10 protein-coding genes are annotated in these 15396 nt (G+C 67.9%); 3 read left to right on the top strand and 7 right to left on the bottom strand.

The window, feature by feature from the left end:
- Nucleotides 1–10: 10 nt before the first annotated feature.
- The 5 genes from F0U63_RS05245 to F0U63_RS05225 form a co-directional block, all read right to left on the bottom strand.
- The gene (locus F0U63_RS05245; RefSeq protein WP_395844316.1) at nucleotides 11–1477 is read right to left on the bottom strand and encodes a M16 family metallopeptidase; all 1467 of its coding nucleotides are present in this window, start codon (nucleotides 1475–1477) and stop codon (nucleotides 11–13) included.
- Nucleotides 1474–2874 (bottom strand): M16 family metallopeptidase, encoded by a 1401-nt coding sequence (locus F0U63_RS05240; RefSeq protein ID WP_395844314.1) that lies wholly within the window; start codon nucleotides 2872–2874, stop codon nucleotides 1474–1476. Before F0U63_RS05240 ends, F0U63_RS05245 begins: the two co-directional genes overlap by 4 nt.
- 41 nt (nucleotides 2875–2915) lie before the next feature.
- Entirely contained in the window at nucleotides 2916–4562 is a 1647-nt protein-coding gene (locus tag F0U63_RS05235) for a bifunctional 3-(3-hydroxy-phenyl)propionate/3-hydroxycinnamic acid hydroxylase (protein ID WP_395844312.1), read from the bottom strand.
- 166 nt (nucleotides 4563–4728) lie between these two features.
- A complete protein-coding gene (locus F0U63_RS05230) occupies nucleotides 4729–5472 on the bottom strand; it encodes an Imm52 family immunity protein (protein WP_395844310.1) in 744 nt (247 codons plus the stop codon).
- 9 nt (nucleotides 5473–5481) lie between these two features.
- A complete protein-coding gene (locus F0U63_RS05225; protein ID WP_395844308.1) occupies nucleotides 5482–6663 on the bottom strand; it encodes a Tox-REase-5 domain-containing protein in 1182 nt (393 codons plus the stop codon).
- 339 nt (nucleotides 6664–7002) lie between these two features.
- Here F0U63_RS05225 and F0U63_RS05220 point away from each other — a divergent pair, with 339 nt between their 5' ends.
- The 3 genes from F0U63_RS05220 to F0U63_RS05210 all read left to right on the top strand — a co-directional run bounded on the left by F0U63_RS05220 (nucleotide 7003) and on the right by F0U63_RS05210 (nucleotide 12797).
- Nucleotides 7003–8934, top strand: a complete 1932-nt coding sequence (locus tag F0U63_RS05220; protein ID WP_395844306.1) for a fibronectin type III domain-containing protein — start codon at nucleotides 7003–7005, stop codon at nucleotides 8932–8934.
- A gap of 60 nt (nucleotides 8935–8994) precedes the next feature.
- Nucleotides 8995–10827 carry a fibronectin type III domain-containing protein gene (locus F0U63_RS05215; RefSeq protein WP_395844304.1) on the top strand — a complete coding sequence of 611 codons (1833 nt, stop codon included), beginning with the start codon at nucleotides 8995–8997 and terminating at the stop codon, nucleotides 10825–10827.
- A 119-nt stretch (nucleotides 10828–10946) separates the two neighbouring features.
- On the top strand, nucleotides 10947–12797 hold the full coding sequence (locus F0U63_RS05210; protein WP_395844302.1) for a glycosyl hydrolase family 18 protein: 1851 nt from the start codon (nucleotides 10947–10949) through the stop codon (nucleotides 12795–12797).
- Between the two features lie 67 nt (nucleotides 12798–12864).
- Here the strand turns inward: F0U63_RS05210 and F0U63_RS05205 are convergent, their stop codons facing one another.
- Together F0U63_RS05205 and F0U63_RS05200 are read right to left on the bottom strand one after the other, a co-directional pair.
- The gene (locus F0U63_RS05205) at nucleotides 12865–13428 is read right to left on the bottom strand and encodes an RNA polymerase sigma factor (protein WP_395848318.1); all 564 of its coding nucleotides are present in this window, start codon (nucleotides 13426–13428) and stop codon (nucleotides 12865–12867) included.
- A 161-nt stretch (nucleotides 13429–13589) separates the two neighbouring features.
- Entirely contained in the window at nucleotides 13590–15365 is a 1776-nt protein-coding gene (locus F0U63_RS05200) for a glycosyl hydrolase family 18 protein (RefSeq protein WP_395844300.1), read from the bottom strand.
- Nucleotides 15366–15396: the final 31 nt, after the last annotated feature.

Here is a 15396-nt window from a genome sequence, read left to right as displayed (position 1 = left end):
CCCAGCCGCCTCAGCGGCCCGCGGACTGGCGAGGAGCGAAGAAGGGATCGCTCAGGCGCATCTCGGTGACGGGGCCGTACTTGCGCGCCGTCTCGCGGATGTCCGCGGCCTTGCCGATGAGCACCAGGGTGAGGTCCTCCGAGGCGGGCACCACCCGCTGGAGCGCGGCGAGCACGCGCGCCGGCTCCGCGCTGGACACCCGGGTGGCGAAGTCGTCCACGTCCCGCGCGTCCAGGCCGTAGAAGGCGAGCTCGGAGAACTTCGTGGCCAGTTGCAGGCTCGTCTCCAGGGTGGGCGGGAACTGGCCCAGCAGGTACTCCTGGGTGGAGGCGAGCGTGGCCGCGTCCATGCCCTGCTGGCGGTAGCGGGTGAGCACCTCCAGGAGGAGATCCAGGGCCTGGGCGGTGGTCTCCGTCTTCGTGTACGAGGACACGGCGAAGACGCCCGGCTGCGTGGCGGTGATCACCGCGGAGCCCGCGCCGTAGGTGAGGCCGGATTTGATTCGCAGCGCGGTGTTGAGCAGCGAGGTGAAGCGGCCCCCGAGCGCCGTGTTGGCCAGGGACACGTCCACGAGCGAGGGATCCGTGCGCGAGATGCCGGTGTTGCCCACCCAGAAGTACGTCTGCGTGGCATCGGGCTTGTCCACCAGCAGCACGCGCCGCCCCTTCAGGGCCTGGGTGGGAGGCGCCACGGGAGCCGGAGAGGCCGCGCGGGCCCAGCCCCCCAACGCCTTCTCGAGCCGCGACGCGAGCTGCTTCGCGTCGAAGTCCCCCACCACGGAGAGGATGAGCCGATCCCCCCCCAGATGCGCCCGGGCATAGGCCAGCACGTCCTCGCGCTGGAGCGGAGCCAGGGAGGCCTCGCTGCCCCCCAGGGGCCGCCCATACGGGTGCGCGCCGAAGTGGAAGGCCTGGAAGTAGGTGCCGATGAGGCCGCGCAGATCTCCATCCTTCTCCGCGGCGAGCTCCGACACCATGCGCGCGCGCGTCTTCTCCAGCTCGGCCGGGTCGAACCGGGGTCGCTGGAGCAGGTCCGCGAGCAGTTCCACCATGAGCGTGGTGTCGCGCGACATGAACTGCCCCATCACGTCGAGCGACTCGCGGCCCGGGGACACCGCGAGCGAGCCGCCCACGCTGTCCACCGCCTCGGCGAACTGGCGGGCATCGCGCGTGCCGGCCCCCTTCTGGAGCAGCTCGGCGGTGAGCGCGGCCAGGCCCTCCTTGCCCTCGGGATCTCCCAGGGCGCCGCCGCGCAGCCGCGCGGTGAAGGACACGAGCGGCACGTCGTGGTCCTCCACCAACTGCACCCGGGCGCCGTTCTTCAGCGTCAGCACCCGGGCCTTGGGCAGCTTCACCGAGTCGCGCGCCGCGTCGCGCTGGACCGTCTGGGGCTTGGGTGCGGCCACCGGGGGCTGCTGGGCTCCCGCCATGGACGCCGAGAGTCCCAACACGAGCGCCGTCTTCGTCCACGCCTTCATCGCGCCGCCTCCTGCTGCTGCCCCGCCTTGCTCGAGTCCGTCTCGGGCACCAGCACGCCCACCGTGCGGTTGTCCCGGCCGAACACCTTGGCGGCCACCTGCCGCACCTGCTCGCGCGTCACCGCCTCGTAGCGCTCGGGCGCGCGGAACAGCTCCTTCCAATCACCGTGGAACACCTCGTAGGTGCCCAGCGCCTGGGCCCGGCCGCTGTTGGTCTCCAGGTAGCGCCAGAAGTCCGCCACGGCGATGTTCTTGGCCTTGCGCAGCTCCGCGTCGGAGACCTCCGTGGCGCTCACCCGGGCGAGCTCCTCGTCGAGCAGCGCCTCCACCCGGGCTGGATCTCCACCCGGGGGCAAGTCCACGAACACCCAGGTCAACGACGGGTCGAACCCCGCGCCCCGCGAGCCTTGCACGCGGATGGCCACCCGCTCCTCCTCCACCAGCCGCCGGTGCAGCCGCGAGGAGTCCCCCTCGGTGAGGATGCGCACCAGGAGATCCAACGCCGGGGCGTCCGCGTCCCCGCCGCGCAGCCCGTGGAAGGCCATCTGCACGAGGGGCGCCTGCGCGAGCTTGCGCACCACCACCCGGCGCTCGCCCTGCTGCACGGGCTCCACGGTGTGCACGGGCTCGGGCGCGGGCTGGGCGGGGATGGGCTCGAGGTACTTCTCCGCCAGGGCGAAGACGTCCGCGGGCGTCACCGCGCCCACGACGAGCAGCGTGGCGTTGTTGGGCGCGTAGTAGGTGCGGAAGTAGCGCTCCAGATCCTGCTGCGACCACCCCTCGATGTCCGAGGGCCAGCCGATGACGGGAATCTGGTAGGGGTGCGCCACGAAGGCGGTGGCCTGCACCTGCTCCATGAGCAGACCGGAGTTGTCGTTGTCCACGCTGGAGCGCCGCTCGGAGTAGACGACGCCCCGCTCGCTCTCCACCACCTTGGGATCGATCGACAGACTCGAGAGCCGGTCCGCCTCCAGCTCGAAGATGGTCTCCAGCGCCGAGCGCGGAAACCAGTCCTGGTACACGGTGACGTCCTCGGAGGTGTAGGCGTTGTTGCGGCCGCCATGCGCCTCCATGACCCGATCGAACTCACCGGGCCCGTACTTCTTCGCGCCGTTGAACATCATGTGCTCGAAGAAGTGGGACAGGCCGGTGATGCCGGGCCGCTCGTTGCGGCTGCCCACGCGGAACCAGTTGTAGAGCGAGACACTGGGATTGGCGGGCACGGGCCAGACGATGACCTTCAAGCCATTCTTCAGCGTCCGCTCCTGGATTTGCGCCCCCACCTTCGCCGCGGGGGGGGTGGCCTCCGTTCCGGCCGCCGCGGCCCGCCCCTGCGCACACGCCGACGTCCCGGCGAGCAGGACCAACCCCGTGATGTACAACTTCTGTCTGAGCATCCACTCTCCCTTAGAGTCTCGAACTTCCGTCCCCCACGCCCTCATCCCGCCGAGGAGCTGGCTCCCGGCAGGGGCGCGGGCAGGGGCTCCACGAAACGCAACGGCCCATGCACCCGCCGGCGCAGGACCGAGGCCAACCAGGCCAGGTGCGTGCCCCGGACCGCGCCGAAGAGGTAGCGGTCGGGGCGCAGCACGGCGATCTCCACCTGGTGCTGCTGGAACCACGCCTCGAGCGCTCCCTCGCTGTCCACCACCTCGCCGGGCCGGGCCTTGCTGGAGCGCGGCGTGCGGAAGCGCAGACACCGGGCGCCCAGGCTGTCGGCGAGCACCTGCGCGGCTCGCACGGAGGCCTCCTGGGTGTCCGGGTGGACGAGCACCGCGAAGCCCGGGCCGAGCAGCTCGTCGAGCCGCACCCGGCCACCGGGGCCCTCCACCCAGGGCTGGGGGAAGTACGTCCCCTCGGGCGCGTTGCGATGACCCCGGGACTCGCCCAGGATGAAGCCCCGGGGGATGAGGGGCCGGGGCTTGAACTCGAGGTTGCGGATGAAGCGATGGACGCGCGGGATGCGATCGATCGCCTGGAAGACCCGGTCGCGCAGGAAGGCGAGCGGACGGCTGCCGGTGAGCACGAGCCGGCCCATGTTCACGCTGGCCTGGAGCATGGCCTCGGCGTGGGGGCGGCGCTCCAGCTCATAGGTGTCCAGGAGGGACTCGTCGGCCTGGCCGTGGAGGACGGCGGCGAGCTTCCAGGAGAGGTTGGCGGCGTCGCGCAGGCCGGAGCACAACCCCTGGCCGAGCACGGGCGGCATCAGGTGGGCGGCATCGCCGAGCAGGAACATGCGGCCGTCGCGCCAGCGCGCGGCCACGCGGCGGTTGAAGATGTAGGGGGCGGCGCGCAGGACGGTGACGCGATCCGGATCCACGTACGGGGAGATGAACTCGCGGATGCGCTCGGGCCGGATCATGTCCTCGGCCTTCTCGTCCTCGCGAATCATGTACTCCACGCGCAGCTCGTTGCCGGCGCACCGGGTGACGAAGACATGGCGGTGGGGGTCACACACCATGCGGCACACGGCCGGGGGCTCCTCGGGCAGCAGGAGGGAGACGGCCACCATGCCCTCGTCATAGGTGGAGCCCACCATGTCGATGCCGGCCAGACGGCGCAAGGTGCTGCGGCCCCCATCACACGCGAGGAGATAGCGGGCACGCACGGTGTGCTCGGTGCCGTGGCGCACGTCCCGGATGGTGACCGTGAGGCCCTGCGCGTCCTGGGTGTAGGCTTCCACCTGCTGGCCGAGCCGCAGCTCCACGTGGGGGAAGCGCGCCACGCCCTGACGCAGCACGCGCTCGACGTAGGGCTGGCTGAAGAAGCGCAGGGCCGGGTAGCCGTTGCCGAAGTCCGTCTCCTGGATGCCGAGCCGGGCGAAGAGCTCGCCCGAGGCCCCCACGAGTTCCACCTCGGGGCAGGTGTACATGTGGGCATCCATGACCTCGGCGAAGCCGACGGACTGGTAGATGCGCAGGGCCTCGTCGTCACAGGTGATGGCGCGGGGCTGACCATGGTGGACGAGCTCGCGCTCGAGCACGAGCGTGCGGACGCCATGCTGTCCCAGGAGGTTGGCCGTCAGGGCGCCCACCGGACCGCAGCCGGAGATGAGCACGTCTGTTTCTTGTACCGATGGCATCATGGAAGTCTCGACATCGCTGCCCCGGCAGCCCGGGAGTGCGGCGGCGGCAATGTAGCGGATGCGAGGCGTCCCACCACGTTCGATGTGCGGGGCCTACCTCGCTGACACACCGGCGGCGGGTGGGCCGGTGACCCGGAGTGGACAGAAGGGGGTGCCACGCCTCCCATCATTCCTCACCGGTCACGGGGTCCGGACGTCGGATGAGACCGGCGCGGTCGAGCAGTTCACGCACGCGAGAGGTGAAGGCGACGTGCTCGGGGTTGCTCGCGCTCATGGGCTCGGGGGACAGGACGAGGAGCCAGCCGAGAGTCCCCACCGGCTCGATGCGCACGGGGGCGGGCAGTGGCGGCACCGTGCCCAGCCGACGCGACAGGTACGTCAACCAACCCACCCGCACTTCCCCATTCCGCTTCTCCACGAGGTCCACCATCTCGGATGAGCTGACCATGGCGAAGTCGGGGTCCCACGCGGTGGCCACACTGGTGAGCACCTCGGCCAGTAGCGGGGAACGAAGTATCCGCTCCCGCGACGGGCCCACCTGGGGAGGTTTGAACAGGCACGAATTCACGGCCCCAGGGGAGTAAGCACCGCAACTGAATTCAACGCGCGTTCGCTCCTTGGTCTTCGCATTCCAGACGTACTCCATGAAGCCGAATTCCTCGATGACCTTCTTGCCAACATCCGTGCGAAGCCTTCCTCGCAGGAACAACTGCTCCCACTCCGCAACCTCTGGGCGAACAGGATGGCCTGGCAGTGAACGAGGTGCGCCACGCCCCCCCCGATACCACTGGGAGAAAGAGGGGTCACACCGCGCCAGCATGTGAAAAAAGAGTTCCGCGCGCCGGGCACACTCCAGCGCCGTCTCCTTCCGAGGACCCCAATACGCCCCTGCGTAGAACCTCTCGTACATTCATTCCCCTCACTGCGTCGGTGGTGTATGGCGGACTTCAATATTGCCCAAACGACTCTCCTTGAAGGCCGTGCGGAGAAACCTCGCGAATTCGGCCTCGGCCACGTACCACACCAGCGGCAGTTTCAGCGTACCAGCAAGTCGTGACTGCTTCCTGGCTTGTTCCATCAGCCCTCTGAACCCTTTTCCGTTTTCAAACCAGGGTTGGGCCGTACCATCCTTCATGAGGAACTTCTTGTAGCTGGTGCCCTTTGCCTCGAGCAGTTCCTTGCCGTTGAAGCCGTCGAACTCCACCTCGCCAACCATGTACACGTACCAGGCGGGCCGTCCCGTCACCTGCTCCTGATAATCCAAGGCCTGCTTGGACTCGGTGGTGGGTTTCTTGTACGTCCACTTGCCGGGCCCCTTCGCCGCAACCGTCTGGGAGGGCGTCCCAGTCTTGGCGCTCGCGCCACCGCTGCGTCCCGGGCCTTTCGCCGCCATGTGGAGGATGGAGAGGGCTCCCAGGTCCATCCCCGCGGCGGAGGTCGCCGTCCCTCCCGCCACCACGGCGCCGCCCAACACCAGCTCGCCCCGGGCCGAGAGCGACAGCACCGGCAGTTCCGCCCCCAGTCCGCTCATGCGCCCCAGGGAGGCCTTCGCGCCCCCGAGCATCATGAGGACGTGCGTGGACAGGCGCGCCGCCTCGCGAATCTGGTCCTCCCGGGACATGGCGCCGTAGTGCGCGAAGTATTCCGGCGACGAGGCAATGAGGCTCGCCACCGTGCCAGGCAGTTGCGTCAGGTCCTCCACCGTGCGGATGGGATGCAGGATGGACTGGGCGAGCGCCACCGCCATCTCCCCCACGGCATCCTGGGCCCCGTCGAGCGCGGCACTGAGCGGGTCTCTCCCCAGGCCCAACTCGCTCAGGGGCAGGCCATCCCCACGCCGCAGTGCGTCGTTCACCGCATAGAAGACCCCCCCGCGCGAGAAGTAGAAGTCGCCCACCGCGAGAGCACCCACCCTCCACTCGCCCCCTACGAGTCGGAGTGGACCCATGCGCTGAAGGGGCTCTCCGGTGAGCGCGGCCACCAGGTAGCCGTCCGGACGAACCATCACCAGGAACCAGAAGCGCTCGGCCCGCCACTTCAGGTCGGCGTACTCCACGCGCTCGCCGCCCTCGAGCACCTCGCGCAGCAACCAGAACAGCACTCGACGAGGGGCGAAGCTCCGGGTCCCAGGCTGCCGCGCGGATGGCCCGTGGCACACCCTTCGAGAAGCACCCCCACGACCAGGGCCAGGAGAACCGCACCGACCTGACGGTGAATGGACAAGCCGCACCTCCTCCGTTGCCTCGATTGAAAACAGACACCGCGAGTGTGGCCCGGGGATGGGGGCGGGAGCAGTCCCCCGGCGTTCAAAACAGCACGGTCTCCACTTTCCGTGGAGAATCCGGATTATGGGTTGACCCGAAAAAATGGGTCCCACGCTCTTCCTGGTACTCGCTCCGGTCCGCTGCGTCCGGAGCCCCCCTCCCAAGGAGAGCCGAACATGTCCGTCCACCAGTGGAAGGCCCCGCGATGGCTGCGACTGCTTCCCTGTCTCGCCCTGGCGACCTCCGCCTGCCAACCGGACGGGAGCGCCGAAACCGAGGAGACCCGCACGGCCCTCGCGCCCCTGGAGAGTTGCACCGGCGTGTCCGAGTGGAACGCCAGCACCATCTATCAGCCGGGCAGCCGGGTCGTTTACAAGGCCAACCTGTACGAGGCCCTCGTCGCCATCTGGTCCGCGGACCCCGTCCTCGGCACCGCGAGCGGTTGGTACAAGCTCATCGGCCCGTGCACCACCAGCGGCGGTGACACCCTTCCGCCCACCCAGGTGACGGGCCTGAAGGCCACGAGCACGACCAGCACCCAGATCTCCCTCGCCTGGAACACGGCGACCGACAACGTCGGGGTCACCGGCTACCTCGTGTTCCGCAATGGCGCCCAGGTCGGCACGACGACCAGCACCTCCTATACCGACAGCGGCCTCTCGCCCTCGACGCAGTACAGCTACACCGTCAAGGCCAAGGACAACGCGGGCAACCTGTCCACGGTGAGCAGCACGCTCGTGGCCACCACCGCGACCGGGACGACGGAGCCCCCTCCCCCGCCTCCCCCTGGCTCCTGGCACCCGAGCTATCTGGCGCTCGGCACCGTCTACGAGCCCTTCACGGGCACCGACCGGTTCTTCACCAAGGTCAATCCGCTCTTCCCCGCCGGCAAGCGCCTCGACTACGGCTACCTGTACCTCAACGGGGGCTCGCAGATCTCCGAGTGGCATGACCGCGCCGTGCGCCTTGCGAACAAGAGCAAGGAACAGGGCATGACGCCCATCTACGTGGTGTATGGGATTGGTGGAAACACCGACAGCCCCGCGGCCGTCTGGGGCAACCTGCAGAGCGCCGCCTTCCTCACGACGTACTTCAAGGGTCTGCGTGACGTGGGCCAGACCGCGACGGGCATCATCGGAACGGGCCGCATCGGCTACGTCATCGAGCCCGATACGCTCGGCTACATCCAGCAGCAGTACGGGCCGCAGTATGGCAATGACCCCGCGCAGATGCCCGCGGCGACCTACGCCGTGTACGACTCGGGCGTGCTCCAGCGGGGCGTGGATCCCACCTTCCCCAACACCCTGACCGGGCTCGTGCAGAGCATCAACTACACCCTGCGCAAGTACACCCCCCAGGCCTTCCTCGGCTGGCAGCTCAACCTCTGGGCCGCGCCCGGCGCTCCGAGCACCGGCATCGTGCATTCGACCGAGGTGTATGGGCTCGAGGCAGGCAAGACGCGCATCCAGGAGAACGCGCGCGCCAACGCGGGCTTCGCCCTGAAGGCGGGCGTGAAGTACGGAAACGCCGAGTTCATCTCCATCGACAAGTATGGCCTGGATGGGGCCGGGGCGGCGGGCGCCAATCCCAATGATCCGGCGAGCTCGCTGTGGTTCTGGAACGCGGACCTCTGGAACAACTACCTCCTGTTCGTGCGGACCCTGAAGGAGACCCTGTCCCTGCCCGTGGTGCTCTGGCAGGTGCCCGCCGGACACATCAACGGCACCCTGCAGAGCAGCCCCACCGCGTACAACGCCTCGGGCACGTTCCCGCTCCTGTCCAACGCCGTGCAGCAGTACGAGGAGTCCGCCGCGCCCTATTTCTTCGGAGACCGGATCACGCTCTCGGGCAACCGGCTGGCCTGGTTCTCCAAGAACCTGTGGAACGATCCCAAGGTCTCGGTGAGCGGCAGCACGGTGACGTGGGGCTCGCACATCCCCGAGGCCGCCAACGCGGGAGTCGTCGCCATCCTCATGGGCGCCGGAGTCGGCGTGAGCACCCGCGCCATTCCCCAGCCGGGCAGCTACCCGGAGGATCAGCCCACCGAGGGCTACTACTGGATCAGCCGCGTCCAGGACTACTACCGCGCTCCGGTCACCCTGCCCTGACGCCTCTCAATCCCTTCACCTCCACCCCTCACACTTCATCCCTCCAGGAAGGAATCATCCATGTCTTCGTCGAGTCGAACCCGCGGGTCCCGGCCGGGCTCCTTCATCCTGGCCGCCGCCATGGCGCTGCTGTTTGGCCTGTCCCCCACCCTCGCCGCCGCCGCGGCACGCGGTGAGTGGGCCCCCAACGTCAGCTACGCGCAAGGCGACAACGTGACCTACAGCGGCAAGGGTTATGACTGCCGCCAGGCCCACACGTCGCTGGTCGGCTGGGAGCCGCCCAACGTCCCCGCGCTGTGGCTGGAGGGCACCAGCGCCCCCACCGATACCCAGGCGCCGACGGCGCCCTCGAGCCTGCGCTCCACCGCCACGAGCAGCACCAGCGTGTCCCTCGCGTGGACGGGCTCGACGGACAACGTGGCCGTCACCGGCTACGAGGTGTCCTTCAGTGGCGGCGGCGTGTCCGGACTCGCCAACAGCACCACGACGAGCGCCACCGTGTCCGGCCTCCAGGCCAACACCACGTATACCTTCAGCGTGAAGGCCCGGGACGCGGCCGGCAACCGCTCCGCGGCGAGCGCGGCGCTCAGCGTGACCACGCCCCCCAACATCGCCGATACCCAGGCGCCGACGGCGCCCTCGAGCCTGCGCTCCACCGCCACGGGCAGCGACAACGTGTCCCTGGCGTGGACGGGCTCGACGGACAACGTGGCCGTCACCGGCTACGAGGTGTTCGTCAACGGTGGCACGTCTGCGTCCACCACCAGCACCGCGACGAGCGCCACCGTGTCCGGCCTCAAGGCCAACACCACGTATACCTTCAGCGTGAAGGCCCGGGACGCGGCCGGCAACCGCTCGACGGCGAGCAACAGCATCTCGGTGACGACGACCAACACGCCGCCCGTGAGCAGCGGCAAGGTCATCGTCGGCTACTGGCACAACTTCGACAACGGCTCGACCAACATCCGCCTGCGCGACATCTCGCCCAAGTTCAACGTCATCCAGGTCGCCTTCGCCGAGCCGGTGGGCGGCCCCAGCACGGGCAACATGGCGTTCTCGCCCTACAACGCGACCGTCGCGGACTTCAAGGCGGACATCGCCTACCTGAAGAGCCAGGGCAAGAAGGTCCTCATCTCCCTGGGCGGGGCCAACGGCACGGTGGATCTGGCCACCTCCACCGCGCAGCAGAACTTCGTCACCACCATGCAGTCCATCATCGACACGTATGGCTTCGATGGCATGGACATCGACCTGGAGGGCAGCTCGCTGTCCCTCAACGGCGGGGACACCGACTTCCGCAACCCGACCACGCCGAAGATCACCCACCTCATCGCCGGCGTCCGGCAGCTCCTCACCCGCTACGGCTCCGGCTTCCTGCTCACGATGGCGCCCGAGACGGCTTACGTGCAGGGTGGCTACTCCGCCTACGGTGGCCCGTGGGGCGCCTACCTGCCGGTCATCTACGCGTTCCGTGACCGGCTGACGTACCTGCACGTGCAGCACTACAACACCGGCACCGTGACGGCACTGGATGGCCGCGCGTATGCCCAGGGCACCGCGGACTTCCACGTGGCCATGGCCGAGATGCTCCTGCAGGGCTTCCCGGTCGGCGGCAACGCGAGCAACATCTTCCCGGCGCTCCGCCCGGATCAGGTGGTGATTGGCCTGCCCTCCTCTCCCCAGGCCGCTGGCGGCGGTTACACGACGCCCGCCAACGTGCAGAAGGCGCTCGGCTACCTCATCAAGGGCCAGTCGTTCGGCGGCGGCTACGTGCTGCGCAAGTCCTCGGGCTACCCCGACTTCAAGGGCCTGATGACCTGGTCCATCAACTGGGACAAGTTCACCAACTACGAGTTCTCCAACAGCCACCGCGCCTATCTGGACAGCTTGTAGTCGCGCTTCGCCAGGAGCCTCTGGCGGCACGGAACATGGAGACGGATTGACCCGAAAGGGCGGGTTTCAACCTCTCTATAAGTTGTCTGTCTTCATGTTCCCGTGGTCCCGGAGGTCTCATGCGTCGGTCGTCGAAATTCGTCGTTCCTGGCCTGTTGAGTCTGTTCACCGCATGCCAGGGGGTTGAGCCGGAGCTGCCCGCGTCGGCTCATTCCCAGGTGTCCGAGCTGGCGGCCACCGCCACGGGGTTGACCGCCACGGTGTCCACCAGCTCGAGTTGGGAGGGTGGCTTCAGCGGCGTGGCCGTCATCAAGAACACCACGAGCAGCCCCATCACCGAGTGGGCGCTCACCGTGAAGTTCAATGGCGCCGCCGGCATCGTCGGCTCGCCGTGGGGCGCGGGCGGCTCGGCCACCAAGAACAGCGATGGCTCGTGGACCGTGCAGCCCAACACCTGGGGCGGCAACGTCGTTCCCGCCAATGGCAGCGTGACCGTGTCCTTCGATGGCGGTGGGACCTACAGCGGCGTGGCCAGCTGCTCCATCAATGGCTATGCGTGCTCGGGCGGCACCAACTCCACGGACAAGACGCCCCCCACCGTCAGCCTGACGGCCACCCCCACCCAGGTCATGACCGCGGGCAGCGTGAGCCTCACCGCGCCCGCCACGGACAACGTGGGCGTGAGCCGGGTCGAGTTCTACAAGAACGGCGTGATCTTCAGCACCGACAGCACCAGCCCCTTCACCGCGTCGGATGCCTTCAGCAACAGTGGCCAGAATGGCACCTACAGCTACACCGCCAAGGCCTATGACGCGGCGGGCAACAGCGCCACCTCGAGCGGTGTGAGCGTCCAGGTCAACCTGCCGGGCACGCCCCCCCCGCCCCCGCCTCCCGGCGGGCGCATGTACATCGGGTACGCCAGCTCGTGGAACACGAGCATCAATGACCTGACGACGGCGAACATCCCCAGCTACTACACCCACCTGAACCTCTCCTTCGTCCGGCCCGACATGGCGTACACCAAGGGCTCGTACGAGTTCGACCAGGCGGTGGCGGGCTTCGAGTTCGCCGAGGGCGCCACGACGAACAGCGGGCAGAAGAAGTTCACGCGCGAGCAGGCCCAGACGCTCATCAACAACATCCAGGCGCTGCGCACGCGGGGCACCCAGGTGTGGATCTCCGTCGGCGGATGGAGCTACAGCCAGGGGGACCAGTGGTCGCGCTTCAACGCGGGGCACGTGGTGGACCTGGCGCAGGACCTGGGTGCCAGCGGCATCGACATCGACTGGGAGTCGAGCGGCAGCAGCTGCAACAAGCTGACGGCGGACCAGTTCAGCTGCAGCAAGGACGGGGAGATCGCCAACATCATCACCACCCTGGACAACACCATCCGCGCCCGCGGGCTCAACCTGGGCATCTCCATCGCGGGCTGGTCCACGGGCGCCTACTACGTGAAGGGCACCCCCTTCGAGGAGGGCAAGGTGCAGTGGGGTTCGCCCTTCGGTGGAACGATGTACAGCGTGGTGAAGAACCACGGCTCCAAGCTGCACCACATCAACCTCATGTCCTACGACGGGGGCGACTACTACGATCCTCGCGAGGGCTATGAGTCGTACCGGGCCATCTACAGCGGCCCCATCGCCATGGGCCTGGAGATCGCTCCCGAGGGCGCGGGCGGCGCGACGTTGAAGCTCAACGCCGAGCCCGGCACGGTGTACGACGCCGAGATGCTCACCGGTCAGAACAACATGGCGACGAAGTATTACAACGTCGAGACGCTCGCCACGTACATGAAGAACAAGGGCAAGGCGACGGACGGAATGATGGTGTGGCAGATCTGGAAGGAGCGGGTCCACATGCCTGCTCCCACCGGCGCGGCGTCGGTGAACGCCACGGGCCAGAAGGTCTGCCAGATCCTCGGCATCACCAGCAACTGCAACCAGAGCATCCCCAGCCTGCCGAAGTACTAGGAAGAGGGCTCCCCGGGTACGTGGGTGGTTGACGCGTACCCGCTGGGACGTCTACCGGTGGAGCCCGTCAGGGAAGAACCTGTTCGTGGCCCACCTGGCGGAACAGCAGCTCCCGAAGGTGCGCCTTGCCCAGGCGGAGACGACTGCGGACGGTTTCGAAGGGAACCTCCAGCTCCTCCGCCATCTCCGGCACGCTCATCCCCATCACATGGTGCAGCACCAGGGCCCGCCGCTGCTCCTCGGAGAGCTTGTCCAGCAGCTTCTCCATCCGGCGCCGCAGGATGCAGTCCTCGGGCGGCGCGTCGTCGGCCAGCAGCGGAGCCGACTCGTCCTCCTCATCCTGCTTCAGCCGCGTGCGCTCGACACGCGCGCGCTTCGAGGCGGCGAAGGTCACCCGCCCCACCACGCGATCCGCCCAGGAAGCGAAGGCGCCCTCGCCGCGGTAGGAAGGCAGCCCCCGCAGGATGGCGATCAACGCGTCCTGGGTGATGTCATCCACGTCCGAATCGACCCGGACCGAGTAACGCACCAGGTTGCGCACCCGGGGCAGCAGCTGCGCCACCAGGGCCTCGGCGTCTTCACGCCGTCCTTCCATCACCGCGCGGAGGCGAGGCTCCTCCACATGGACCATCACCGGACGACGACCAGGGACATTGGCTCTCATCATTTGCATGGCGGGAACAGGACGGTGGGGGGTGGGGGTCTTGAACTGAAAACCGACGACGAAGGCCGGTGAGGGCATGCATCCCCCCACCGGCCAGTGACAGACATTCAAGGGAGCGCGAGGCGCTCCTACTTCAGCTTCTGGTACAGCGTGTCGAGCAGCGTGCCATCATCCGAGCTCAGCTCCCAGGCCATCGCGCCGCCCAACCCCTTGCTCAGGATGTAGTCCGCCTTGGCCGACATGGACTGTGCGTCGTCGTAGGCGATCCAGATCTTCGTGCTCGGGTTGTAGACGTAGGCCTCCTTGGCCTCCGCGTGGAAGTACTTGGTGTAGCCGTTCTTGCCCTCGTACTTGTTCTTGATGTCCTTGAAGTCGAACACGCCCGTCGGCCCGGAGGTGCCATCATCCCAGGTGCCATTGACCGGGGTGCCGCTCTGGAAGAGGCCGTTGTTCGTGGAGGGCACGTTGCCCCAGCCGCGGCCGTAGAAGGGCACGCCCACGACGATCTTGTTGGCCGGCACGCCCAGCTCGAGCATCTTCGCCACGGAGCCATCGGTGTAGAAGCCAGCGCTCGCCGCGGGGTCACCCGTGACGCGGTTGAGCGCGGACTGGAAGTTCGTCGAGCTCTCGAAGGCCCCGTGGTAGTCGTAGGACATCACGTTGATCCAGTCGAGCACGTTGGCCAGGTTCTTCGTCTCCTGCTTGTTCGCGAGCAGATCCGGCGAGGCGCCCGAGGCGATCGTGAGCAGGTACGACTTGCCCGTCTGCGAGGAGACGGCGTTGAGCTGGTTGCGGAACTCCTGCATCAGCAGCGTGTAGTTCTGCTTGTCCGAGGGGCTGGTGATGTTGCCGGGCAACCCACCGCCCACCGGGTACTCCCAGTCGATGTCGATGCCGTCGAAGACACCCGCGCCGTTGGCCGCGTCGACCCCGGGGAACTGGCCCTTGATGTACAGGTCCACGCAGGACTTCACGAAGGCCGAGCGGGAGGCCGAGGTGGCCGCCACCTTGGAGAAGTACGTGGACCAGCTCCAGCCACCCACGGAGATGAGCAGCTTGAGGTTGGGGTAGCTCTTCTTCATCTCCTTGAAGGCGCGGAAGTTGCCGCGCAGCTGGCCGGGGTCCCACTCGTTCGGGTAGCCACCGCCCTTGTCGATGTCCGCGTAGGAGTCACCGAGGATGCACTTGCCGTCCGCGGAGATGTTGGAGAAGGCGTAGTTGAGGTGCGTCAGCTTGCCAGCGGGGACCTGGGACGGCTGGTAGTTGCGGCCGTAGATGCCCCACGCGGTGAAGTAGGCCACGATGCGCTTGCCGCCAGGAGGAGGAGGAGGGGGCGGCGTGGTGCCGATCGCCACGGTGACGGTGACGGTCTGGGAGCCCACGTTGCCCGCGGCGTCATAGGCCTTCACCGTATAGGTGTACGTGCCATTCTGGCCCGAGGCGAAGGTGCGGCTGTAGGTCTTGCTCGTGGAGACCACGGCGCCGTTCTGGAGGATCTCCACCTTCGTCACGCCCACGTTGTCCGAGGCGGTGGCCGTCAGGTTCAGCGTGCCCGCGGCCGTGAAGTACGTGGAGCTGGCGCTCAGGCTCGTCGTGGGGGCGGTCGTGTCACCCGTCGGGGGGGGATCGGTGGGACCCGTGGAGACCGCCTTCCAGAGCGCCGGTACCGCCGAGGGCTCCCATCCCAGCAGCGAGGTATGGGCCTGGAGGCACTCATAGGAGCTGCCACCATAGGAGACCCGCGCTCCCACCGCGTAGGCCACACCCGGAGCCCAGGCGGGATCCGCGAGCGGGGCCTTCATCACACTGCCAACGCCCTCGCCCGCCGACGACAGGCCTTCCGACCCGCACCCCGCGGACAGCGCGGAAAAGACCAGACCCACGGCCCATTTGTTGAGACGCATGTTCGAACTCCTGGTTGCTTGGAATGAAGCG

Source organism: Cystobacter fuscus (genome assembly GCF_044360685.1).
Lineage (GTDB): Bacteria > Myxococcota > Myxococcia > Myxococcales > Myxococcaceae > Cystobacter > Cystobacter fuscus_C.
Note: the sequence above shows the minus strand (reverse complement) of the source record. Positions and strands in the feature narration are given on the sequence as shown.